We start from the raw sequence: 22,192 nt of genomic DNA, 5'->3' as shown, positions 1-22,192 counted from the left end.
GATTTCCTGGTTCTCTGTACGGTACCACCTTCAGGAAGTAGGCGGAATATTCACTTGTCAAGGTGCGCCTTTTCGCCCTGGGGGAGCCAGGGCAAGAGATAATTTAGCACAGGGGTGGGGAATTGTCAACAAGAACAGAAGCCTCTTGGGAGGAGTTTTTGGCCATTTTTTTCAACCCATACCGGAACGACAAAGCCCACATCCTCAAGCTCCAATCCCTGGTATGGGTTGCAACGTTCGTACTGCACCTCCACAAGGTACAAGCCCCAAGGAGGGAGATTCAGGCGGCGGTAGGCATGATGGGAGGGGTAGGTGAGCATGTGCTCGAGGTCTGCGAGAGATACCCTCCCCATCCCAAGAAGCAGCAGTTCTCCAAAAATCATGCGTGCCATATGGTGGAGAAACCCCTCCGCCACGATGCTGAGAAGCACAAGAGGGAAGCGAAGCTTAACGTCAAGAGCGTACACCGTCCGTACTGAGGAGCACGGAGAGGGGGAACTGAAGGAGGCGAAATCGTGGCGACCGACGAAAAGCCTTGCCCCCTCCTGAACCAGAGTCCAGTCCACCTCCTGCCTAAGGGAATAGACATATCCCCTGAGGAATACTGGACACGTCCCGCAAAAAACGGCGTACACGTATCGCTTGCTCTTTGCCGACTTTCGAGGATGGAAATCCAAAGGAGCCTCCTGGACCCGAAGAACCCGCATGTCATCAGGAAGAAGGGCCTGCAAAGCCCTGTGGAGCATCTTACAGTCAACAGGTTTCTCGGTAGTAAAGCTCACCACCTGACCCAGGGCATGAACTCCCGCGTCAGTCCTCCCTGAAGCTACCGTGGTAACCGGATGACCCAGAATTGAGGAAAGCGATGACTCCAGAACTCCCTGAACGGTTATCCGATCCTTCTGGCGCTGCCATCCGGCATACCTGGTCCCGTCGTACTCAAGGACGAGGAGGAAGTTTCGCAACGGTGCTCACCACGTCAGCCAGGAAAGGCTCAGGGAAAGGGCAAAAACCAGGAAGGAAAGGGAGAGGAAAACGTAATCCCGACGTTCGAACCTTAACACCCGGAGGCGCGTTCGTCCAATACCACCCCGGTAACAGCGAGACTCCATCGCCACCGCGAGGTCTTCGGCGCGACGGAAAGCACTGACAAAAAGGGGAACAAGAAGGGGAACAAGACCCCGGATTCTCTTCATGAACCCCCCTGACTCAAAATCCACCCCTCGAGCCATCTGGGCTTTCATAATACGGTCGGCCTCCTCAAGAAGGGTAGGAATGAAGCGCAGGGCAATGGTCATCATCATAGCCAGTTCGTGAGCCGGAAACCCCCACCGTTTGAGAGGGCTCAGCAGACCTTCAATACCATCGGTGAGCTCTATGGGAGAGGTTGTGAGCGTGAGCAAGGTGGTCGCCACCACAAGGAGCACGAGGCGCGCGACGATAAAAAGCCCCTTGAACAGTCCTCCCAAAGAGACGCGGAGAAACCCAAAAAACACTAGTACCTCATCTGGTGTAAAGAACACGTGGAGACAAAGGGTGAGAACAAGAAGCACCCAGAGAGGACGCAGGCTCTTAAAGACGTACTGAAAGGGGAGGCGGGCAAAGAGGGCAAGGAGGGCAAAGAACCCTCCCAGAAGGGCGAAAGAAAGCCACGATTGAACAAGGAAAAGTGTCACAATTCCTAACGCCACAAAGAAGATTTTGCTTCGGGGATCCAGACGATGCATGGCTGAATCGAGAGGGATGTACTGCCCAATCACTACACTTTTGCCGAACACGGTTTCCTCCTTACAAGGACCTTCTCTTCAATCTCCCGGTAGAGCTCAAGGGGTGTCAGCGGGGGATTCACCTCAAACCCCCGTGCTTGTAGGAGAAAGGCTGCCCGAAGCAGGGGTGAGGGGATAATACCATACTGTCGCATCCGGTGCTCACAGGCAAAGAATTCCCGCACCGGACCATCGAAGACTACCTCCCCTCCTTCGAGAACCACAACCCTTTCTGCTATGCGTGCCACATCTTCAACGTTATGAGAGACAAGCACTACTGTTAAGCCCCACTGCTTGCGAAGGTCCTGGAGACGTTCAAGCAGGGTTGTCCTCCCCTGAGGATCAAGACCAGCAGTAGGCTCATCAAGGACAAGAACTTCGGGTTTCATGGAGAGAATGCTGGCGATGGCCACCCGGCGCATCTGTCCTCCCGAAAGCTCAAAAGGACTTTTGTCTTTCAGCGCCTCGTAGTTCAGCCCCACCGCCTCCATCGCCCAGCGCACCCGCGCCTCGAGCTCTTCACCTTCCACACCCATATTCCGCGGGGCAAAGGCTACTTCCCGAAAAACGGTTTCCTCAAACATCTGGTCCTCAGGGTACTGGAACACAAGCCCCACTTTCTGGCGAATCTCCCTGAGCGCTGCCCCCCGAACCCGGGTATCCACCCCATCGACTACCACTCTCCCCTCCTGGGGAACGAGAAGGCCGTTCAGGTGCTGGACGAGGGTGGATTTCCCGCATCCGGTCCGTCCAAGAATGGCCACGCTCTCGCCCCGGGAGATGGTCAGAGAAACACCCCGCAGTGCCTGGACAGCAAAGGGGGTATTGGCAAGATAGGTAAAGGAAACGTTCTCTACGAGTATGAACACAGGGCATCCACCAGTTCATCCGGAGAAAGGGGAAGAACGGAGAAAAGGTCAGGGTAATCCTTCCACAAAAGGAGCGCCACTTCTACAATCTGGGGGAGTTCCAGTCCCCACTTTTCAATGTCCCTCCCTACGAGGAACACCTCGCGCGGAGACCCTCCAGCCACAATCTCCCCGTTATCGATGACCATAACCCGATCGGCCAAGAGGGCTTCCTCCACGTTATGGGTAATATGGAGAATGCCAATGTCTTTTCGGAGTTCCCGAAGAAGCCGCAAAAGCTCTTCCCGACCCTCCGGGTCAAGCATAGCCGTAGCCTCGTCAAGAACGAGGTACTTCGGATGCATCGCTAAAACTCCTGCAATGGCCACCCGCTGCTTCTGCCCCCCGGAGAGCGTGTGGGGTTCCCGCTTCCTGTACTCACTCATCCCCACCCGTTCCAGGGCTTCGTCAACCCTTTTGCGGATTTCTGACGGAGGGAGACCCAGGTTCTCTGGACCAAAGGCAACGTCCTCCTCGACTGTCGTAGCAATGAGCTGGTTATCTGGGTTCTGGAAAACCAGGCCAACACGCCGGCGGATTTCCCAGAGCACTGACTCATCACGGGTGTCCATCCCATCAACACAAACGCGCCCTCTCCTGGGGACAAGAAGCCCATTGCAGTGCTTGGCCAGCGTCGACTTCCCAGAACCATTGCGACCCAGAAGAACGACGAACTCCCCTTCTCGGAGAACGAAAGACACACCCTGAAGCGCTGCAACTGCCCGGGGGTTTTCCTTTTCTCCGTACCAGAAGTGGACGTCCTCAAAACAAATCATGCCCTATTCCACAATCTCCACAAGCACAAGCGGGGCCCCATCACCGATGCGAAAGCCGGTTTTGACGAGACGACAGTACCCTCCCTTACGTTCCTTCATGCGGGGCACGATACTTCGAAGCAGGGTCTTGAAGGCTTCCTTGTCCCGTACCCAGGACACAACCTGCCGCATGGAGGCATTGTCACCCCTTATGGCCAGAGAGACCACCCGCTCGAAGTACCTTTTGAGCACCTTACCCTTCGCCTCCGTGGTCTCAATCCTGCCATTTTTGATGAGCGAGACTATCATATTGGCCAGCATGCTTTCCTTGTGAGAAGTCTTTCTCCCCAGCTTTTCGGTTCTCTTGCGATGCCTCATGGCTCAGTCACTCCCCGCTTCTCTCTTTTCCCCCAGCTGGTATCCGAGCCTTTCGAGCTTTCCAATAATCTCCTCATACGTCTTCTGACCGAGATTCTTAATTTTCTTCAGGTCTTCCGGGCGATTCTGGACAATCTCCAGGAGCTCCCGAACCGTGTTAATGCGAGCTCTCTTCAGGCAATTATACGCCCGCACAGAAAGCTCGAGCTCCTCGATGGTCATCTCCCGCTCCTCCGGAGAAGCTTTTTCCTCGCCGGGACCCACCCCAAGAGGTGGTTCTCCGATGCGCTCTTTCAGGAGGCTCAAAAGATGCGAGAACTCCTCCACAAGGAGTTCGAGGGCTCTCCGGAAAGCCTGCTGAGGGGTGATAGCACCGTTTGTCCAGATTTCGAGGAGCACCTTGTCGTAGTTGGTGAACTGCCCAACCCGGGTATCCATGACCTGGAAGTTCACTTTCCGCACCGGACTGAACATGGCATCAACCGGGATGATGTCGTAGGTATGGTAGGTGTCCTCCTCTGCCTCACGGTACCCTTTCCCTCTCCCAATGAAAATCCTCATGCTGAGACGGCCGTTCTCCTCGAGTTCCGCAAGATAATGGTCGAGATTAATGATTTCCACATTCGGATTTGGCCGGATATCACGGGCCGTAACCTTCCGAAGCGCACCAGGAGTTCCCCGAACATCAAGGTACAGCGTTTCGCTTTCCGAATACGAACGCACAACAAGACCCTTGAGATTCAGGATAAGGTCCGTAACGTCCTCCCGGACCCCCGGAAGAGGGGAGAACTCGTGGATGATTCCGTCAATCTGAACCGCCGTAACGGCTGCCCCTTCGATTGAGGAAAGGAGAACACGCCGCAGGGCATTGCCCACCGTTATGCCCCAGCCAGACTCAAAGGGCTCAATGGCGAACTTCCCGTACTGGGCGTGCGTCACCGGATCTTCTTGAAACTCAAGAAGCTCACACTTCATGAGACTCTTCAGGTCCTGCATACAGACACCTCAAATCACTTAGAGTAGAACTCCACGATGAGCTGTTCCTGAACCTGGAAGTCGATATCCTCTCGCTTCGGCTCACGAAGAACCACAGCCTTCGCCGAACCTCTGTCCACAGAAAGCCAGGAAGGAACTTGAAGGTCCTCCTTCTCCTCGAGGAGTTCTCGAATCTTCTCGTGCTCTTTCCCCCGCTCTGAAAGCTCGATCACGTCCCCCACTTCCACAAGGTATGAGGGAATGTTGACCCGTTTTCCATTCACCAGGAAATGCCCGTGGAGGACCATCTGGCGAGCCTCTGCCCGGGAGTCGCTCAGGCCCATCCGGAAAACAACGTTGTCGAGCCTGCGCTCAAGAAGCGAAAGCAGGTTCTCCCCGGTGAGCCCGGGCATCTTCGCAGCTATGTCAAAATACTTCTTGAACTGTCTCTCAGTGATACCATAGATGAAACGAACCTTCTGCTTTTCACGAAGCTGCAATCCGTAGCTTGAGAGACGCTTCCGTCCTCCCTTGTGAATACCAGGAGGGAACGGTCGTCGCTCAAAAGCACACTTATCCGTGAAACACCGGGGACCCTTCAGGAAGAGCTTCATCCCCTGCCGACGACAAACACGGCACCGCGGTCCAGTGTATCGTGACATCCTCTATCCTCCTTCAGACCCTTCTCTGCTTTGGTGGCCGGCAACCATTATGGGGTATGGGAGTCACATCCTTGATGGAGTTAATCACAAGTCCTGCTGCCTGGAGTGAACGAATGGCCGTTTCCCGGCCAGCACCAGGACCCTTCACCAGCACGTCAACCTCTCTCAGACCGAAATCCATGGCCTTCTTGGCCGCCTGTTCTGCCGCAAGCTGGGCGGCAAAGGGGGTTCCTTTTTTCGTTCCCTTAAAACCCACCGTGCCGCCACTCGCCCAGGCGATAACGTTCCCCTGGCGGTCCGTAATGGACACGATGGTGTTGTTGAACGTGGACTTAATATGGGCGATACCCTCGCGAACAATGCGCCGCTCTCTCTTTTTCTTCCGGGAAGGTTTTGCCAAGGTGCTTCAGACCTCCTTTTTTCAGGGCTCTTCTACTTCTTCCTCTTGACTCCCACTGTTCTCCGTGGACCTTTACGGGTTCGGGCATTGGTCCGGGTTCGCTGCCCACGAACTGGCAGACCTCTCCGGTGGCGCAACCCCCGGTAACACCCGATAGCGATGAGGCGCTTGATATTCTGCGAAACCCTTGCTCGAAGCTCTCCCTCAACCGGATACTGCTCGACGATTTTCTGAATCCGGCTGATTTCGTCATCAGTCAGGTCCTTCACCTTCACCGCTGGGTCAACCTTGGCCTCTTCGAGGATTTTCTTGGAAAGGCTTCTGCCGATGCCGTATATGTACGTCAGGGCAATGTCAATCCGCTTGTTCGGCGGCAAATCAACACCAGCAATACGAGCCATCTTGAGACCTCCTAACCCTGCCTCTGTTTATGCCGTGGTTCTGAACACACCACAAAAACTCTCCCTTTACGCCGCACAACCTTGCACTTCTCACACCGTGGCTTCACCGAAGCACGGACTTTCACGACCGCAACCTCCTTCCTTACTTGTGCCGGTAGACAATCCTCCCCTTGGTGGGATCGTATTTGGAAATCTGTACGGTCACCTTATCCCCGGGAAGGATGCGAATGTAATGCATGCGCATCTTCCCGGAAATATGTGCCAGGATTACTTTACCGGTCTCCAATTCTACTCGAAACATGGCGTTCGGTAAAGGTTCAATGACTGTACCCTTCACCTCAATGAAATCGTCCTTCGCCATCAGAAGAAATCCCCTCTCTCACTCACGGTAAGGATTTCGGGCTGCCCCTTGCGCACAAGAACCGTGTGCTCGAAGTGGGCAGATAACCCCCCGTCTTCCGTAACCACCGTCCATCCATCTTCAAGGATTTTCACCCTGTACCCCCTCTCATTCGCCATGGGCTCAATGGCAAGAACCATTCCTTCCTCAAGGATCGCTCCCTGTCCTTTCTGTCCAAAGTTCGGAATTTGAGGATCCTCATGGAGGCTTTTTCCTACCCCATGCCCCACGAGATCCCGCACGACGGCAAACCCTTCCCGCTCAATCGTCGTCTGAATGGCATGGGAGATATCCCCCACCCGATTGCCAGGAAGAGCCTGACGAATCCCCGCATAGAGCGCCTTCTTCGTTACCTCCACAAGCCTTCGGGCCACGGGATGACCATCCCCCACAACCATGCTGAAGGCCGCATCGGTGTAAAAGCCCTCAAACTCGACCCCGATATCGATACTGACCAGGTCACCACTTCGGATGACACGCTCCCCTGGAATCCCGTGGACCACCTCGTCGTTAATGGAAATGCACAGCGCTGCCGGAAACCCCCTGTACCCCAGAAAGGCAGGCCGTGCGCCACACCGCACGATAAACTCCCGAACCACTTCTTCGATAAAGGCCGTGTTCACCCCAGGAGCAAGGAGGGTCTTCACCTTCTCCAGAACGTTTCCCAGTATCCGTCCGCTTCTTCGAATCTTCTCAAGGTCCTCTCTCCTCGTCAGCTTAGCCATTGCCGTGTAACTTCTTCGCAAGCATCTCCTTCACTCGGGCATAGGTTTCCTCAATGGAACCCGAGGCTGGTACGGTGACAAGGAGTCCTTTCCGGGCATAGAACTCCACAAGGGGTCTTGTCTGCTCCTCGTACACCGCAAGACGTTTCCGGATAACCTCTGGAGTGTCGTCCGGACGCTGCACCAGCTTCCCCCCACAGCGATCACACACCTCATCAGACCGGGGAGGACTGGAAATGAGGTTGTACGGGGTCTGACAGTTCTCGCAGACCCTCCGAGCCGAGAGCCGTCGAACAAGCTCCTCAGCCGGAATGTCAAAGTACAGCACAGCGTCAATGGCTATGTGGAGCCCTTTCAGTATCTCCTCCAAGGCTTCAGCCTGCCTGAGCGTTCTCGGAAATCCGTCGAGGATGAATCCCCGTCGCACGTCGTCACGGGAAAGCCGCTCCTTCACCACCCCGATGACCACTTCGTCGGGGACAAGCTGTCCCTCCCGAACAAAGGGTTCAGCCTTTTTTCCCCACTCCGTTCCTTCTCTAATTGCCAGGCGGAGAATATCCCCTGTAGCCAGTTGGGGAATCCCAAATTCTTCCTCGATTCTCTTTGCCTGGGTACCCTTTCCTGCCCCTGGAGGTCCAAGGAGAATGATTCGCATGGCTTCTCCCCCTTACCGTCGAATGAATCCTTCGTAATGTCGCATGAGGAGCTGTGCCTCAAGCTGTGTCACCGTTTCAATGGCCACTCCAACCATGATGAGGATGGCCGTGCCGCCGAAGTAAAAGGTGGTGACCTTGGTCAGCTCCACGAGGATATTCGGCACCACAGCAATGAAGGCGAGCACCAGCGCACCCCAGAGGGTGATGCGGGTGAGACAGCGGTCAATGTACTCCACTGTCGGCCTCCCCGGCCGTATCCCCGGGATAAACCCGCCATACTTTTTCATGTTCTCCGCAAGGTCCACCGGGTTGAAGGTGACCGCAGTGTAAAAATAGGTAAAGAAGATGATAAGTGCGGCGTACAGCGTAAGGTACAGTGCCGAATCCGGAGAAAGTGCATTGGCCAGGCTCTTCATAAACCCAGAACCCTCAAAGAACTGCGCCAGAGTTGCAGGGAAAAGCAGTACCGAGGAGGCAAAGATGATAGGGATAACCCCTCCCTGAATCACCCGGATGGGGATATGGGTACTCTGCCCTCCATAAACTCGCCTTCCCACAACCCGCTTGGCGTACTGCACCGGAATCTTTCGCTGCGCTTCCTGAAATTCCACGACAAAGGCTACAATGAAAACCGCCACAACAAGGGCTATGCCGAAGAGGAAGGGATTCACCTCTCCAAGCCGGATCAGCGAGAAAGTCCGGAAAAACTGTGGCATGAGCCGGGCAACAATGCCCGCAAAGATGATGAGCGATATCCCGTTGCCGATACCAAAATCGGAGATGAGTTCCCCAAGCCACATGAGGAACATACTCCCCGCTGCAAGGGTGATAATCACGGTGAAACGATACGCCCATCCTGTGGCCATGACCACTCCGAGATTCTCCATCCACACCGTTATGCCAAACCCCTGAACCAGAGCGAGGAGGATTGCTCCCCAGCGGGTGTACTGGGCTATCTTGTCCCGTCCCTCCTCGCCGCTTTTTGCCAGTTCCTCAAGCTGAGGAACGACCGAGGTCAAAAGCTGGATGATAATGGAGGCGTTAATGTAGGGCATAATCCCCAGGGCCAGAATGGAGAAATTGCTCAACGCTCCTCCTGCAAACATATCGAGGAACCCGAGAACTCCACCCCGGGAAAAGACGTTCGCCAGAGCCTTCGGGTCAATCCCAGGAACGGGGATGTGCGCACCGATACGGAAAACAACAAGCATGAGCAGCGTGAAAATGACCCTTCTTTTCAGGTCCGGTATCCTGAAGAGCTTGACCAGGGATTCCCACATGTCACAGCACCTCGGCCTTTCCGCCTCTTTCCTCAATCAGGGCCTTCGCCCGTGCCGAAAACGCATGGGCCTTCACGACAAGGCGTCGCGCAAGTTCCCCCTTGGCCAGAACCTTGACCTTGGACCTTCTGTCTTCCACAAGACCACACTCCTGCAGAAGCTCCGGGGTGACCTCGGTTCCATCGGGGAAACGGTTCAAGGCACTCACATTCACAATCTCCCACTCTTCAGCGCAGGGATTGTGAAAACCCCTCTTGGGAACCCGCCGAACAAGGGGCATCTGTCCACCCTCAAAACGGGGATGAATCTGCCCTCCTGACCGAGCCTTCTGACCCTTCATTCCTCGACCGGAGGTTTTCCCGTGGCCCGACCCAATGCCCCTTCCCACTCGTTTCCGGGGGTGGAAAGCACCCTTTGCAGGTCGCAGCTCGTTGATTTTCATATTGGCTTCCCCCTATATCTCCTCGACTTTCAGAAGGTATCGAACCTTGGCGATCATGCCCCGCAGAGACGGGGAATCTTCCTTCACGATGGTTTCGTAAAGCTTCCTAAAACCCAATGCCCGAACAGTGCGCTTGTGAGACTCGGGATGCCCAATGGGACTGTGCACCAGGGTCATCCGTAGCATCTTCCCAGCCACATCACTTTCCCCCTTTCTGCGGCTCAAAGAGCTCCTTCAGAGTCTTTCCCCGAAGGGCAGCCACTTCATGAGGGTCCCTCAAGCTCAAAAGCCCCTGAATGGTGGCACGCGCAAGATTGATAGGATTGTTGTTCCCCAGGGACTTCGTCAAGATGTCCTTCACTCCGGCGACCTCCATGATAGCCCTGACAGTACCTCCTGCAATGACCCCTGTCCCTGGAGCCGCAGGTTTCAGCACCACCGTACTTGCGGCGAACTCCCCGCGAACCTCGTGAACGATGGTCGTCCCCCGCATGGGAAAACGAATCAGGGACTTTTTCGCCCGTTCCACTGCTTTCCGAACAGCATCGGGCACTTCCTTCGCTTTTCCAAGGCCTATACCCACAACGCCGTCACCATTGCCCACGGCAACCAGGGCGCGGAATCCGAAGCGCTTCCCTCCCTTGACGACCTTGCTCACCCTGGTCACTGCAATGAGGCGTTCCTGGAGTTCCATTCCTTCTGGATTGATTCTCCCCATAGCGTCCGACCCTCCGCACTCTAAAAGAGTAAACCTGCTTCGCGCGCCCCTTCGGCCAGGGCTTTCACCCGTCCATGGTACTTGTATCCACCACGATCGAAAACCACCTTGGTAATCCCCTTCTCCAGAGCCTTTTGAGCGATGAGGCGGCCAACAGCCCGGGCGATATCTGTTTTCGTCCCCTGCATCCCCCGAATTTCAGGAGAAAGGGAGGACGCTGCCACCAGAGTCCGTCCTTCTTCGTCGTTGATAATTTGGGCGTAAATGTGCTTTAAACTCCGGAACACCGAAAGACGGGGACGATCAGCAGTCCCCCGTACTTTTTTTCGCACTCTTCGATGTCGACGGATTCGGCGTTCCCATTTTCCTCGTTTCTCGCTGATAATCATTCTCCGAACACTCCCCTCAAACTACTTTGCCGCTGCCTTTCCCTGTTTCCTCCGGACGACCTCACCCACATACTTGATGCCGGTACCTTTGTAGGGTTCGACCTTCCGCAGTTTGCGGATATCCGCAGCCACCTGACCAACCCTTTCTTTATCGATGCCTTTTACCCGAATAACCTGCCCCTCGACTTCAAAGGAAATACCTTCAGGAGGCTGAATCTCGACCGGGTGGGTGAAGCCGATGTTCAACACCAGAGTTTCCCCTCGTTTCTGCACACGGTACCCCAGACCGTTCACCTCCAGGGCCTTTTCAAATCCCCTGGTCACGCCCTCGATCATGTTGTGAAGAAGGGTCCGTGTGAGTCCATGAAGGGATTTATCGAGTTTGGTATCTCCCTGGCGGAGCACTCTCAGGACATTGCCGTCTTTCTCGATCCGCATGCGGGGGTGGAAGGTCCGAGTTAGCGTCCCCTTTGGACCCTTTACCGTTACCGTTGTTCCCTCAACAGTGACCTCCACGCCCTGCGGAATCTCAACAGGCTTTCGTCCAATCCGTGACATGGTCATCCTCCTCCATCACCATATGAAGCACAGCACTTCTCCGCCTATGCCGAGCTTCCTCGCCTCTTTCCCCGTCATGACACCCCGGGAGGTGGAGACAATGACTGTCCCCAGGCCTCCAAGGAGAATTGGAATCTCATCCTTCCCAGCGTAGATTCTGAGCCCGGGTTTACTAATCCGGCGCAGACCATTGATCACCCGCTCGCGATGAGGACCGTACTTCAACTCAATAAGCAATTCTCTCTTATTGCCATCTTTAGGAATAACCTTGTAATCCTGAATGTACCCTTCCTCCCGCATGATTCGCGCAATCTCAATCTTCAAACGGGAGGCAGGGACTTTAACCGTTGGATGCCCGGCCTTCAGGGCATTACGAATCCGTGTCAGCATATCCGCAATAGGGTCGGTGTGCGCCATTTCCTCTCCCCTTCCCCTCACCAGCTCGATTTAGTAATGCCGGGGATCTCGCCACGACTCGCCAGAGTTCGGAAACAAATCCGGCACATGCCAAAATCCCGAAGGTATCCCCGCGGTCGACCACACAGAGAACAGCGGTTCCGGTAACGGACCTTGAACTTCAGTTTTTCAAAGTTCTTGTTCTTCTCAATCTTTGCTTTGCGCGCCATTTCAGTCCTCCCTCATTTTCGGAAAGGCAGACCCAGACCCTCAAGGAGGGCTCTGGCCTCTTCGTCTGTTCTTGCTGTGGTCACAAAAGTGATGTTCATCCCCCGTACCCGCTCCACACGGTCATAATTGATTTCGGGGAAAATGAGCTGTTCCTCAATCCCGATGGTACAGTTCCCTCGCCCATCGAAAGAGCTACCGGGGAATCCCCGGAAGTCACGAATCCTGGCGATAGCAATGTTCAGGAAGCGGTCGAGGAACTCGTACATGCGATCTTTCCGAAGCGTTACCTTGCATCCGATGGGCATACCCTTGCGGAGCTTGAAATTGGAAATCGATTTCTTTGCGCGGGTCACCAAGGGCTTCTGCCCTGTGATGAGCGCAAGTTCTTCCACCGCAAGATCAAGGTAGTGAGGGTTCTGCGTAGCATCCCCCACACCCATGTTGATGACGATTTTCTCAAGCCTGGGAACCTGCATGATGTTTTTATAGCCGAACTCCTTCAGGAGCTTGGGAACAACCTCTTTGTAGTACTTTTCCTTCGTAATGGACACCGCTTAAGCCCCCCTGTTTCAGACCTTGTCGATGATTTCACCGCATTTCTTGCAGACCCTCACCCGGAAACGGGAATCGGGGAGTTTCACCCGCTTAATCCGGGTTTTCTGCCCACAGCGGCTGCATACCAGGCGGACATTGGAAATCCTCACGGGGTTCTCCCGTTCAATGATACCTCCCTGGGGGTTATCCTGGGTTGGACGGGTGTGCTTCTTTACCATGTTGACTCCTTCAACAATGACTTTTCCTTCCTGGGGGAAAACGCTCAGAACCTTCCCCCGCTTTCCCCTGTCCTTCCCGTGGATAACCTCCACGAGGTCCCCTTTCTTGATGGGAACCTTCACCCTCTTCGTCTTGAGTTCCATAACCATCACTCCTTACACCACTTCCGGAGCCAAGGAGACAATCCGCATGAAGTTTTTCTCACGTAATTCACGTCCTACTGGCCCGAATACCCGGGTCCCTCGCGGGACATCCTGGTTGGTAACGAGAACGGCCGCATTGTCGTCAAAGCGAACATATGTGCCATCGGGCCGGCGCACTGCTTTCCTTGTTCGAACCACAACGGCACGAACAACATCACCCTTTTTCACATTGGAGTGTGGTTCAGCCTCTTTCACCGAAGCAATGATGACATCACCAATGCTGGCATAGCGTCGGTTGGACCCACCAAGGACCCGAATGCACATGATCCGCTTTGCCCCAGTGTTATCTGCAACCTCAAGCATGGTTCTCGGCTGAATCAACTTCCTCTCCTCCCCTGACTCTTGCTTTCTCAAGCAAAGCGACCACTCTCCACCGCTTGGTTTTACTCAATGGTCGAGTCTCCTCGATAAGAACCTTATCACCCACCGAACACATATTGTGCTCATCGTGGGCCTTGAACTTCACGCTTTTCCGAATCTTCTTCTTGTACAGTGGATGTTCAGTGATGCGCTCCACCCGTACTACCACGGTTTTGTCCATAGCATCACTGACAACCTCGCCAACAAACCGCTTCCGCATACCCATGTCAATGGCCCTCCTGCCGCTTTGCTGCAAGCTCCCGTTCCCGAAGGATGGTTTTAATACGAGCAATGTCCCGCTTCACGGCCTGGATCCTCTTGGGATTCGCCAGCTGTCCTGTAATGGCCTGAAACCTCAGATTGAAGAGCTCCATGCGCAAATCCTTGAGCTTCTGATTGAGTTCTTCATTAGTGAAATTCCTGAGCTCTGAAGCCTTCACCACCATCACCTCTACTCAACCCGTCTCTCAATAATCCTTGTCTTTATGGGAAGCTTGTGAGAGGCGATACGAAGCGCCTCGTAAGCCGTTTCTCTGTCCACGCCTCCCACCTCAAAGAGCACTCGTCCAGGACGGACCACAGCCACCCATCCTTCAACCGGGCCCTTTCCTTTCCCCATTCGGGATTCGGCGGGTTTTTTGGTATAGGGCTTGTCAGGGAAAATGCGAATCCAGATACGACCTTTCTTGATATGCCGGGAAATGGCCACCCGGGCTGCCTCAATCTGAGGGTTGGTGATCCACGCCGGCTCCAGAGCCTGGAGACCGTAATCGCCAAAGTCCACCTCATTGCCCCGAAAGGCAGTCCCCTTGAGTCTTCCGCGCTGTTGCTTCCGGTACTTAACTCTCTTGGGCATCAACATAGTCTTCAAGCTCCTCCTCGTAACGTTCTTCCTGAGGAAGGGAAGCAACTCCCTCTTCGAGGACCTCCCCTGGAGAGATAACCTCACCCTTAAAGATCCAGACTTTCACGCCGATTTTGCCGTATGTGGTGAGCGCTTCGGCAAAACCATAGTCGATGTCAGCACGAAGCGTCTGGAGGGGTAAACGTCCCTCACGGTACCATTCCTCACGAGCGATTTCTGCCCCCCCAAGCCGTCCCGAACAGGCAATCTTGATGCCCTTGGCACCCATTTTCAGCGCCCGGGCAATGGCCTGCTTCATCGCTCGCCGGTACGACACCCGGCGCTCAATCTGAGCGGCGATGTTCTCCGCCACAAGCTGGGCGTCAATTTCAGGAACGGGCACCTCTTCTACCGAAATCTGAATGTTCTGATTCCCCGTGAGGTTCTGGAGCTCCTGGCGGAGCTTCTCCACTTCGCTCCCCTTGCGTCCGATGACGATTCCCGGTCGTGCAGTTTTGATAATGACCTTGATTTGATTTGCCAGACGCTCTATTTCGACCTTGGAAATACCAGAGCGGTAGAACCGCTCTTTAACATAGCGGCGAATCTTCAGGTCCTCAAGAAGGTAATTAGTGTACTTCTCCTTTTCTGCATACCATCGCGACTGCCAGGTGGTCACAATACCCAAACGGAGTCCAATAGGATTGACTTTTTGGCCCAATTACTTTCCCTCCTCCGCTTCAGAGACCACAATGGTGATGTGAGAGGTTCGCTTCCGAATCAAATAGGCCCGTCCAAAGGCCCGGGGGTGAACCCTTTTCCAGGTAGGACCCTGGTCGACATAGGCTCGGGAAACGATAAGCTTGTCAACGTCCATGTTCCAGTTGTTCTCTGCATTGGCAATGGCCGACTGTAGAACCTTGTATACCAGACGAGCGGCCTTCTTGGGAATAAACCGCAAAAGGACCAGGGCCTCCTGAGCCTTTTTCCCCCTGATGAGGTTCACAACCTGCCTGGCCTTTCGGGGAGAAATACGAACATATTTTGCCGTTGCTCTTGCTTCCATCGGCTTTCACCCCTTACTTCAGCGCCGTTGAGCGCTCTGTGGGAGCACCATGGCCCTTAAAGGTTCGGGTTGGGGCAAACTCTCCCAGACGGTGCCCAACCATCTGTTCGGTGATGTAAACGGGGATGTGCCTCCTCCCGTTGTACACCGCGATGGTGTGCCCGACCATTTCCGGGATAATGACACATGCCCGAGCCCAGGTTTTGATGACTCTCTTCTCGCCCCGCTTATTCAGTTCCTCGATCTTTTTCCGGAGTTTTGGGTCGACATATGGACCCTTCTTCGATGACCTGCCCAAAGGACACAGCCTCCCTCCACTACTTTCTCCTCTTGATAATCCACTTGTCGGTTTGCTTGTTCCGCCGGGTCTTGTAGCCTTTCGTGAGCAGACCCCACGGGCTCACAGGGTGCCGGCCACCATGTGCCCGCCCCTCACCACCACCATGGGGATGGTCGATGGGGTTCATGGCTACTCCACGAACAGTGGGTCGGATACCAAGCCACCGGCTCCGCCCCGCCTTTCCGATGGTGATGTTCTCATGGTCCACATTACCAACCTGTCCGATGGTAGCCATACAGTCAAGGTGAATGAGACGGATTTCTCCTGATGGCAAACGAACATGGGCGTAATTTCCCTCTTTGGCAAGGAGCTGGGCGTAACTCCCAGCAGAACGAACGAGTTGCCCTCCCTTGCCTTTGCGAAGTTCGATATTGTGAATCAGCGTCCCCACCGGAATGTTCCGGAGCGGCAGGGCGTTCCCCGGGCGAATATCGGCATCGGGACCACTCATGAGCACATCCCCCACCGAAACCCCCAAGGGTGCGATGATGTACCTCTTCTCTCCATCGGCGTATTTCAGGAGTGCAATGCGGGCCGAGCGGTTGGGGTCATACTCAATGCTCTCCACCACTGCAGGGATACCCCACTTATCCCGTTTGAAATCAATAATCCGGTACTTCCTCTTGTGTCCCCCGCCCCGGTGGCGGACCGCAATGCGCCCCTGGTTGTCCCTTCCCGCTTTGCTCTTGAGAGGTTCAAGGAGGGACCGTTCGGGTTCCTTCTTGGTGATTTCCTCAAAAGTGTACCCCGTCATGTGACGACGACTCGGGGTCACCGGTTTGTATTCTTTGATCGCCATGGTGTCTCAACCTCTCTCCCTCTATCAGGTGATGTCAAAGGCCTTAATGCGTTCACCGGGCTTGACGAAAACGATAGCCTTTTTCCAGGAAGATGTCCGGCCCTCGAATCTCCCCAGGCGTTTCCTCTTGCCCTTCACATTAATAGTGTTCACCTTAAGCACCGTAACACCGAACATCTCCTCCACGGCCTTTTTAATCTCGGGCTTGGTCGCTCTTGGGTCCACCCGGAAAACGTACTTGTTCTCCTTCTGAAGCCGGACCGACTTTTCCGTCACAATGGGATGGATGATGATACTCCGCCTATCCTCCATATCCCCACACCTCCAGGAGGGAGAGAAAAGCCTCTTTCTCCATGATCACCCAATCAGCGTTCAGGATGAAGTACGCCGTGATCTCGTGCACCGGTTTTACGGTCACGTCGGGGATATTGGAAAACACCCGCGACACGCTGGCATCTGCCGACTGGAGAATGATAAGCACTTTTCCACGAGTTTGCAAGACCTCAAGGAAACGAACACCCTCTTTGGTCTTGGGAAGGGAAAAGGCAATTTTCTCAACGAGGATCAACGAAGATGAGCGAATTTTCTCCCGCAGCGCCAGGAACAAAGCCTTGCGCCGTTCTTTTTTGGAAAGCACATGGTAGTACGAACGAGGCCTTGGACCAAAAACAACCCCACCATGACGCCAGATTGGTGACCGGATGCTCCCGTGCCTTGCTCTTCCAGTACCCTTTTGAGGCCAGGGCTTCCGTCCACCTCCCCGAACCTCTCCACGGGTTTTGGTCTTGGCCGTTCCCAGCCTCTGGTTGTCGAGAAAGGCCCGAACTGCAAGATAGAGCAGGTGGGGGTTCTCCTCCACACCCTCCAGCCACTCGTCGTCCACAGATACCGTTTCCACAACCTGCCCTGTCTGGTTTTTTACCGCGAGTTCCATATATCTTCCGCCCCCTACGATGCTCGCTTGAACACCAAAACTCTGCCTCCTGCCGGTCCCGGGACAGCACCACGAACAAGCAAGAGGTTTCTTTCGGGGTACACCCCGACAACCTCAAGGTTCCGTACCGTCACCGTCTCGTTTCCCATTCGTCCCGGAAGACCTTTGCCCTTGAAAACCTTTTCAGGGTCTGTTGCACCAATGGACCCGGGTTCCCGGTAGAACATAGAACCGTGGGATGCCGGACCACCACCGTATCCAAACCTCCGGACAACTCCCTGAAAGCCCTTGCCTTTCGAAACTCCCCGAACGTCCACTCTGTCTCCAACCCTGAAACCATCAACCTTCAGAACCTGCCCGACCTCGTACTTCTCGTGGTCCTTAAAGTGGAACTCCGCCAGGAAACGAAGGGGTGGAACCTGGGCTCTCCTGAAATGGCCCAGAAGGGGCTTGTTGAGCTTTTTCTCCTTTACTTCCTTATACCCAAGCTGCAACGCTTTGTACCCGTCCCGGTCCATGTCCTTTTTCTGGACCACATAACACGGACCACACTGGAGAACTGTTACGGGGACGACAAGACCATCGGGGGTGAAAATCCTGGTCATGCCGATTTTCTCCCCAATAAGACCGTATTCAACTATAGCCTTCATATCCTTTCTCCTCCGGAATACCCTTTAAAGCTTGATTTCTATGTCAACACCTGCAGGCAGATCAAGGTGCATAAGGGCATCCACCGTTTTGGGGTTGGGGTCGATGATATCGATGAGTCTTTTGTGAATCCGCATCTCAAACTGTTCCCGGGACTTTTTGTCAATGTGAGGAGAGCGAAGCACAGTGTACTTTGTAATCTCCGTAGGCAACGGAACAGGACCGGCCACAGCGGCTCCGGTCCGCTCCACCGCCTGAACAATTTTTATCGCTGACTGATCCAAGAGTTTGTGGTCATACGCCTTGAGTTTAATCCGTATTTTCTGAGCCACGTCGCACGCCTCCCCAGGGCCTACTCAATGATCTCCGTAACCACTCCGGCACCAACCGTTCTTCCTCCCTCACGGATGGCAAAGCGCAAGCCCTTCTCCATGGCTACAGGATAAATGAGCTTCACCTCGATGTTGGCGTTGTCCCCGGGCATGACCATCTCCACCCCCTGAGGGAGCTTGATCTCTCCGGTGACGTCAGTAGTTCGGAAGTAGAACTGGGGACGGTAGCCACTGAAGAAGGGGGTGTGCCGGCCACCCTCTTCTTTGGTGAGGACGTAGACCTCGGCCTTGAAGTGGGTGTGGGGGGTGATGGTTCCGGGGGCTGCCAAGACCTGACCCCGTTCTACCTCTTTCTTCTCAATGCCCCGCAAAAGGACACCAATGTTGTCTCCAGCCTGGGCCTCATCGAGGACCTTACGGAACATCTCAATGCCTGTGACCACGGTCTTCTTGATCTCATGGGAGAGCCCCACAATCTCCACAGGATCCCCGAGCTTCAGAGTTCCCCGCTCCACTCTCCCGGTGACCACGGTGCCTCTCCCAGTGATGGAGAAGACGTCCTCAATGGGCATGAGGAAGGGTTTGTCGAGTTCCCGAACCGGGAGGGGGAAGTAGGTGTCCATGGCGTCGAGGAGGTTCCAGATCCCTCCACACCACTGGCACTCCCGCTTCCCGCAGCCGCACTCCAGTGCTTTCAGGGCACTGCCGGTGATGACGGGCACCTCGTCTCCGGGGAACTCGTAGCGGTTGAGGAGGTCCCGGACTTCCATCTCCACGAGCTCCAAGAGTTCCGGGTCATCAACCATGTCGACTTTATTGAGGAAGACGATGATGTAGGGGACACCAACCTGACGGGAGAGGAGAATGTGTTCCCGGGTCTGGGGCATGGGGCCATCAGCAGCCGAGACCACGAGGACTGCCCCATCCATCTGGGCTGCACCGGTAATCATGTTCTTCACGTAGTCGGCATGCCCTGGGCAATCGATGTGGGCGTAGTGGCGCTTCTCCGTCTCGTACTCCACATGGGCAATGGCAATGGTGATCCCCCGCTCCCGCTCTTCGGGGGCTTTATCGATCTGCTCAAAGGGGGTGTACTTGGCAAGGCCGTACTTGGAGAGGACCAGGGTGATGGCAGCGGTGAGGGTGGTCTTCCCGTGGTCCACGTGTCCAATGGTTCCAACGTTAATATGGGGCTTTTTCCTTTCGAACTTCTGCTTGGCCATAGGGTATCCTCCTCTACCGAGCTTTTTCAATAATCTCCTTCATGAGATTCGCAGGGACCTCCTGGTAATGGGAGAACTGCATGGTGTACGTCGCCCGCCCCTGGGTGAGCGAACGAAGCACCGTGGCATACCCAAAAAGCTCAGCCAGGGGGACTTTTGCGTTGATAATCTGCGTTTCGCCTTTGGCCTCAATGCTTTCAATCTTCCCCCGGCGGGCATTGAGGTCCCCGATGACTTCTCCCAGGTATTCCCTGGGGACGATCACCTGAACCCTCATGATAGGTTCAAGAAGCACCGGTGAAGCCTTCTCCACCGCATGCTTCAGCGCAATGGATCCCGCAATCTTAAAGGCAAGGTCTGAGGAATCCACAGGGTGGTACGAGCCATCCACAAGCTTCACCTTCACGTGAATGACCGGAAACCCAGCAATGACACCGTTATCAAGGGCTTCCCGTACCCCTGCTTCCACTGCGGGAATGTACTCTCGCGGGATTGTTCCTCCCACGATATGGTCTTCAAAAACGAAGACCTCCTCACAGGGTTCCACCTCAAGAACCACGTGGCCATACTGTCCCCGTCCGCCCGTCTGGCGAATGAACTTACCCTCTGCCCGGGCAGAGGCCTTGATGGTCTCCTTGTACGCCACCTGAGGTTTACCAACGTTGGCCTCAACCTTGAATTCCCGGAGCAACCGGTCGATGATGATTTCAAGGTGGAGCTCACCCATTCCAGAGATAATGGTCTGAGCAGTCTCCTCATCGCTCCGTACCCGGAAAGTGGGATCCTCTTCTGCAAGCTTTGCCAGAGCAAGGCTGAGCTTATCCTGGTCGGCCCGGGTTTTCGGCTCAATCGCCACAGAAATCACCGGCTCGGGGAACGAGGGAGCTTCAAGGATAATGGGGTACCGCTCATCACAGAGCGTGTCCCCGGTTGTGGCCCGACGCAGCCCGACAATGCCACAAAGATCTCCTGCCTTCACCTCGTCGACATCTTCCCGGTGACTTGCATGGATAATCAGGAGGCGGCTCACTCGCTCCTTCTCCCTCTTTGTGGCATTATACACGTAGGTACCACTTTTCAGAACACCAGAGTACACCCGCACAAAAGAGATTTTCCCTGCATGGGGGTCCATGACGATTTTGAAGACGAGCGCCGCAAAGGGTTCCTTGGCGAGTGGTAGTCTCGTCTCTTCCTCCCTGGTCTCAGGATGAAATCCCCTGACCGGTGGGAGATCCAGAGGTGAGGGGAGGTAAAAGACCACAGCATCAAGGAGCGGCTGAATGGCCTTATTTTTCAGGGCCGATCCACCAAGAACAGGGACGAATTTTCCAGCAATGGTGCCCCTGCGGATGGCCTCGCGCAAAAGCGCAGGCGGAAGGTCTTCTCCCTCGAGGTACCGGACAAGAATCTCCTCATCAATCTCTGCAAGGGCCTCGATGAGACGTTCCCGCTCCCTCTGGGCCTCCTGAAGAAGTTCGGGAGGAACATCTTCCACCCGGTACGTGGCACCGGTCTCGTCAATGTCATAGAAGTATGCCTTCATCTCTATGAGATCCACAACGCCCACGAAATCCGCCTCTTTCCCTATGGGAATCTGCACAGGGTGGGCGTTGGCGTTGAGTTTCTCTCGAATGGCCTTCACTACTGCATAGAAATCCGCCCCGACACGGTCGAGTTTGTTGACAAAAGCAATGCGCGGAACCCGGTACTTGTCAGCCTGGTGCCAGACGGTTTCAGACTGGGGCTCTACTCCTCCCACGCCACAGAACACTGCAATGGCCCCGTCAAGCACCCGGAGGCTTCGTTCTACCTCCACGGTAAAGTCCACGTGCCCTGGCGTATCGATGATGTTAATGCGGCAATCCTTCCAGAAACACGTCGTCACCGCCGAGCTTATCGTGATTCCTCGTTCTTGCTCCTGAGGGAGAAAGTCCATAGTGGCTGTTCCTTCGTGGACCTCTCCCATGCGGTGGATTTTCCCAGTATAGTAGAGAATGCGTTCCGTGACGGTTGTTTTCCCTGCATCGATGTGGGCCATGATACCGATATTACGGACCTGGGATATGGCGTAATCTCCAAAGGTCTGGAAATTCTGCTGAACTCTATTCATTGCCTTACTCACGCCTTCTCTCAAACCTCCCTCAGAACCACCGGTAGTGGGCAAAAGCTTTGTTTGCTTCAGCCATACGATGGGTGTCCTCGCGTTTCTTCACCGCGCCACCAGTACCATTCGCCGCATCCATGATTTCCTGAGCGAGTTTCTCTATCATGCTCTTCCCCTGACGTTCCCGGGCATACTGAACAAGCCATCGCAAACCGAGGCTCTTACTCCGGTCAGGTCGAACCTCAATGGGAACCTGGTAATTGGCTCCCCTCACCCGGCGGGGACGAACCTCCACAAGGGGCATGACGTTGTTCAGCGCCTGGTAGAAAACCTCAAGAGGATCGCGCTTGGTCTTTTCCCGGATAAGGTCAAAAGCCCCGTAGACAATTTTCTCCGCAATGCTCTTTTTCCCGTCCTTCATCACCTTGTTGATGAGCCTTGCCACATCAACGTTATTGTACAGGGGATCAGGAGCGATTTCTCTCTTTGGAACAGGACCTTTTCTTGGCAAAGTTCTTCACACTC

38 protein-coding genes are annotated in these 22,192 nt (G+C 54.8%); all 38 read right to left on the bottom strand.

Features of this window, described 5'->3' with window-relative positions:
- Positions 1 to 125: 125 nt before the first annotated feature.
- Genes truA through rpsG form a run of 38 tightly spaced genes read right to left on the bottom strand, consistent with a single transcriptional unit; the run spans position 126 to position 22,178 of the window.
- Positions 126 to 965 (bottom strand): tRNA pseudouridine(38-40) synthase TruA, encoded by an 840-nt coding sequence (gene truA, locus ACPT9Q_RS08850; protein WP_017872979.1) that lies wholly within the window; start codon positions 963 to 965, stop codon positions 126 to 128.
- A gap of 6 nt (positions 966 to 971) precedes the next feature.
- Positions 972 to 1,760 (bottom strand): energy-coupling factor transporter transmembrane component T family protein, encoded by a 789-nt coding sequence (locus ACPT9Q_RS08845; RefSeq protein ID WP_427366755.1) that lies wholly within the window; start codon positions 1,758 to 1,760, stop codon positions 972 to 974.
- Entirely contained in the window at positions 1,760 to 2,635 is an 876-nt protein-coding gene (locus ACPT9Q_RS08840) for an energy-coupling factor transporter ATPase (protein ID WP_017872977.1), read from the bottom strand. Before ACPT9Q_RS08840 ends, ACPT9Q_RS08845 begins: the two co-directional genes overlap by 1 nt.
- A complete protein-coding gene (locus ACPT9Q_RS08835) occupies positions 2,620 to 3,450 on the bottom strand; it encodes an energy-coupling factor transporter ATPase (RefSeq protein ID WP_017872976.1) in 831 nt (276 codons plus the stop codon). The genes ACPT9Q_RS08840 and ACPT9Q_RS08835 overlap by 16 nt, the downstream gene beginning before the upstream one ends.
- A gap of 3 nt (positions 3,451 to 3,453) precedes the next feature.
- Complete coding sequence (gene rplQ / locus ACPT9Q_RS08830) at positions 3,454 to 3,807, bottom strand: 50S ribosomal protein L17 (RefSeq protein WP_017872975.1); 354 nt, start codon at positions 3,805 to 3,807, stop codon at positions 3,454 to 3,456.
- Positions 3,808 to 3,810: 3 nt separating this feature from the next.
- Entirely contained in the window at positions 3,811 to 4,803 is a 993-nt protein-coding gene (locus tag ACPT9Q_RS08825) for a DNA-directed RNA polymerase subunit alpha (RefSeq protein ID WP_017872974.1), read from the bottom strand.
- Positions 4,804 to 4,817: 14 nt separating this feature from the next.
- The gene (rpsD, locus tag ACPT9Q_RS08820; protein ID WP_017872973.1) at positions 4,818 to 5,444 is read right to left on the bottom strand and encodes a 30S ribosomal protein S4; all 627 of its coding nucleotides are present in this window, start codon (positions 5,442 to 5,444) and stop codon (positions 4,818 to 4,820) included.
- A gap of 13 nt (positions 5,445 to 5,457) precedes the next feature.
- Entirely contained in the window at positions 5,458 to 5,844 is a 387-nt protein-coding gene (rpsK, locus tag ACPT9Q_RS08815) for a 30S ribosomal protein S11 (RefSeq protein ID WP_017872972.1), read from the bottom strand.
- 32 nt (positions 5,845 to 5,876) lie between these two features.
- Positions 5,877 to 6,245 (bottom strand): 30S ribosomal protein S13, encoded by a 369-nt coding sequence (gene rpsM / locus ACPT9Q_RS08810; RefSeq protein ID WP_017872971.1) that lies wholly within the window; start codon positions 6,243 to 6,245, stop codon positions 5,877 to 5,879.
- A gap of 11 nt (positions 6,246 to 6,256) precedes the next feature.
- Positions 6,257 to 6,370 (bottom strand): 50S ribosomal protein L36, encoded by a 114-nt coding sequence (gene rpmJ / locus ACPT9Q_RS08805; RefSeq protein ID WP_017872970.1) that lies wholly within the window; start codon positions 6,368 to 6,370, stop codon positions 6,257 to 6,259.
- Between the two features lie 17 nt (positions 6,371 to 6,387).
- Entirely contained in the window at positions 6,388 to 6,606 is a 219-nt protein-coding gene (infA, locus tag ACPT9Q_RS08800) for a translation initiation factor IF-1 (RefSeq protein ID WP_017872969.1), read from the bottom strand.
- Complete coding sequence (gene map, locus ACPT9Q_RS08795; protein ID WP_017872968.1) at positions 6,606 to 7,370, bottom strand: type I methionyl aminopeptidase; 765 nt, start codon at positions 7,368 to 7,370, stop codon at positions 6,606 to 6,608. Before map ends, infA begins: the two co-directional genes overlap by 1 nt.
- Entirely contained in the window at positions 7,363 to 8,025 is a 663-nt protein-coding gene (locus tag ACPT9Q_RS08790; protein ID WP_017872967.1) for an adenylate kinase, read from the bottom strand. The genes map and ACPT9Q_RS08790 overlap by 8 nt, the downstream gene beginning before the upstream one ends.
- A 12-nt stretch (positions 8,026 to 8,037) precedes the next feature.
- Positions 8,038 to 9,306: a preprotein translocase subunit SecY gene (secY, locus tag ACPT9Q_RS08785; RefSeq protein ID WP_017872966.1), complete on the bottom strand. Its 1,269-nt coding sequence runs from the start codon at positions 9,304 to 9,306 to the stop codon at positions 8,038 to 8,040.
- 1 nt (position 9,307) lies between these two features.
- Positions 9,308 to 9,748 carry a 50S ribosomal protein L15 gene (gene rplO / locus ACPT9Q_RS08780; protein ID WP_017872965.1) on the bottom strand — a complete coding sequence of 147 codons (441 nt, stop codon included), beginning with the start codon at positions 9,746 to 9,748 and terminating at the stop codon, positions 9,308 to 9,310.
- A gap of 12 nt (positions 9,749 to 9,760) precedes the next feature.
- Complete coding sequence (gene rpmD, locus ACPT9Q_RS08775) at positions 9,761 to 9,946, bottom strand: 50S ribosomal protein L30 (protein WP_017872964.1); 186 nt, start codon at positions 9,944 to 9,946, stop codon at positions 9,761 to 9,763.
- A gap of 1 nt (position 9,947) precedes the next feature.
- The gene (gene rpsE, locus ACPT9Q_RS08770) at positions 9,948 to 10,466 is read right to left on the bottom strand and encodes a 30S ribosomal protein S5 (protein WP_017872963.1); all 519 of its coding nucleotides are present in this window, start codon (positions 10,464 to 10,466) and stop codon (positions 9,948 to 9,950) included.
- Between the two features lie 20 nt (positions 10,467 to 10,486).
- Positions 10,487 to 10,855: a 50S ribosomal protein L18 gene (gene rplR / locus ACPT9Q_RS08765; protein ID WP_017872962.1), complete on the bottom strand. Its 369-nt coding sequence runs from the start codon at positions 10,853 to 10,855 to the stop codon at positions 10,487 to 10,489.
- Between the two features lie 21 nt (positions 10,856 to 10,876).
- The gene (rplF, locus tag ACPT9Q_RS08760) at positions 10,877 to 11,413 is read right to left on the bottom strand and encodes a 50S ribosomal protein L6 (RefSeq protein ID WP_017872961.1); all 537 of its coding nucleotides are present in this window, start codon (positions 11,411 to 11,413) and stop codon (positions 10,877 to 10,879) included.
- A 15-nt stretch (positions 11,414 to 11,428) separates the two neighbouring features.
- Positions 11,429 to 11,830, bottom strand: a complete 402-nt coding sequence (gene rpsH, locus ACPT9Q_RS08755) for a 30S ribosomal protein S8 (RefSeq protein WP_017872960.1) — start codon at positions 11,828 to 11,830, stop codon at positions 11,429 to 11,431.
- Between the two features lie 17 nt (positions 11,831 to 11,847).
- The gene (locus ACPT9Q_RS08750) at positions 11,848 to 12,039 is read right to left on the bottom strand and encodes a type Z 30S ribosomal protein S14 (RefSeq protein WP_017872959.1); all 192 of its coding nucleotides are present in this window, start codon (positions 12,037 to 12,039) and stop codon (positions 11,848 to 11,850) included.
- 12 nt (positions 12,040 to 12,051) lie between these two features.
- Positions 12,052 to 12,591, bottom strand: coding sequence for a 50S ribosomal protein L5 (rplE, locus tag ACPT9Q_RS08745; RefSeq protein ID WP_017872958.1), 540 nt, complete (start codon positions 12,589 to 12,591; stop codon positions 12,052 to 12,054).
- A gap of 18 nt (positions 12,592 to 12,609) precedes the next feature.
- Positions 12,610 to 12,957 (bottom strand): 50S ribosomal protein L24, encoded by a 348-nt coding sequence (rplX, locus tag ACPT9Q_RS08740; RefSeq protein ID WP_017872957.1) that lies wholly within the window; start codon positions 12,955 to 12,957, stop codon positions 12,610 to 12,612.
- Positions 12,958 to 12,969: 12 nt separating this feature from the next.
- Positions 12,970 to 13,338: a 50S ribosomal protein L14 gene (gene rplN / locus ACPT9Q_RS08735; RefSeq protein ID WP_026137268.1), complete on the bottom strand. Its 369-nt coding sequence runs from the start codon at positions 13,336 to 13,338 to the stop codon at positions 12,970 to 12,972.
- Positions 13,313 to 13,603 carry a 30S ribosomal protein S17 gene (rpsQ, locus tag ACPT9Q_RS08730; RefSeq protein ID WP_017872955.1) on the bottom strand — a complete coding sequence of 97 codons (291 nt, stop codon included), beginning with the start codon at positions 13,601 to 13,603 and terminating at the stop codon, positions 13,313 to 13,315. The genes rplN and rpsQ overlap by 26 nt, the downstream gene beginning before the upstream one ends.
- 1 nt (position 13,604) lies before the next feature.
- Complete coding sequence (gene rpmC / locus ACPT9Q_RS08725; RefSeq protein WP_026137267.1) at positions 13,605 to 13,817, bottom strand: 50S ribosomal protein L29; 213 nt, start codon at positions 13,815 to 13,817, stop codon at positions 13,605 to 13,607.
- Between the two features lie 11 nt (positions 13,818 to 13,828).
- Positions 13,829 to 14,239 carry a 50S ribosomal protein L16 gene (gene rplP / locus ACPT9Q_RS08720; RefSeq protein ID WP_026137266.1) on the bottom strand — a complete coding sequence of 137 codons (411 nt, stop codon included), beginning with the start codon at positions 14,237 to 14,239 and terminating at the stop codon, positions 13,829 to 13,831.
- Complete coding sequence (rpsC, locus tag ACPT9Q_RS08715) at positions 14,217 to 14,942, bottom strand: 30S ribosomal protein S3 (RefSeq protein WP_017872952.1); 726 nt, start codon at positions 14,940 to 14,942, stop codon at positions 14,217 to 14,219. Before rpsC ends, rplP begins: the two co-directional genes overlap by 23 nt.
- Entirely contained in the window at positions 14,943 to 15,287 is a 345-nt protein-coding gene (rplV, locus tag ACPT9Q_RS08710; protein WP_017872951.1) for a 50S ribosomal protein L22, read from the bottom strand.
- A gap of 13 nt (positions 15,288 to 15,300) precedes the next feature.
- Positions 15,301 to 15,585: a 30S ribosomal protein S19 gene (gene rpsS, locus ACPT9Q_RS08705; protein WP_017872950.1), complete on the bottom strand. Its 285-nt coding sequence runs from the start codon at positions 15,583 to 15,585 to the stop codon at positions 15,301 to 15,303.
- A 19-nt stretch (positions 15,586 to 15,604) separates the two neighbouring features.
- Entirely contained in the window at positions 15,605 to 16,426 is an 822-nt protein-coding gene (gene rplB, locus ACPT9Q_RS08700) for a 50S ribosomal protein L2 (RefSeq protein WP_017872949.1), read from the bottom strand.
- Between the two features lie 24 nt (positions 16,427 to 16,450).
- Entirely contained in the window at positions 16,451 to 16,738 is a 288-nt protein-coding gene (rplW, locus tag ACPT9Q_RS08695) for a 50S ribosomal protein L23 (RefSeq protein WP_017872948.1), read from the bottom strand.
- Positions 16,728 to 17,360, bottom strand: coding sequence for a 50S ribosomal protein L4 (rplD, locus tag ACPT9Q_RS08690; RefSeq protein WP_427365605.1), 633 nt, complete (start codon positions 17,358 to 17,360; stop codon positions 16,728 to 16,730). The genes rplW and rplD overlap by 11 nt, the downstream gene beginning before the upstream one ends.
- A 14-nt stretch (positions 17,361 to 17,374) precedes the next feature.
- A complete protein-coding gene (gene rplC / locus ACPT9Q_RS08685; RefSeq protein WP_017872946.1) occupies positions 17,375 to 18,010 on the bottom strand; it encodes a 50S ribosomal protein L3 in 636 nt (211 codons plus the stop codon).
- Between the two features lie 24 nt (positions 18,011 to 18,034).
- Entirely contained in the window at positions 18,035 to 18,340 is a 306-nt protein-coding gene (gene rpsJ / locus ACPT9Q_RS08680; protein ID WP_017872945.1) for a 30S ribosomal protein S10, read from the bottom strand.
- A gap of 20 nt (positions 18,341 to 18,360) precedes the next feature.
- Entirely contained in the window at positions 18,361 to 19,563 is a 1,203-nt protein-coding gene (gene tuf / locus ACPT9Q_RS08675) for an elongation factor Tu (protein WP_026137265.1), read from the bottom strand.
- Positions 19,564 to 19,576: 13 nt separating this feature from the next.
- Positions 19,577 to 21,673 carry an elongation factor G gene (fusA, locus tag ACPT9Q_RS08670; protein ID WP_017873155.1) on the bottom strand — a complete coding sequence of 699 codons (2,097 nt, stop codon included), beginning with the start codon at positions 21,671 to 21,673 and terminating at the stop codon, positions 19,577 to 19,579.
- Positions 21,674 to 21,704: 31 nt separating this feature from the next.
- A complete protein-coding gene (gene rpsG / locus ACPT9Q_RS08665) occupies positions 21,705 to 22,178 on the bottom strand; it encodes a 30S ribosomal protein S7 (protein WP_427365604.1) in 474 nt (157 codons plus the stop codon).
- Positions 22,179 to 22,192 lie beyond the last annotated feature (14 nt).

Origin of the sequence: Candidatus Caldatribacterium saccharofermentans (genome assembly GCF_050267035.1) — a bacterium.
Lineage (GTDB): Bacteria > Atribacterota > Atribacteria > Atribacterales > Caldatribacteriaceae > Caldatribacterium > Caldatribacterium saccharofermentans.
This window is presented reverse-complemented; position numbering and strand designations above follow the sequence as displayed.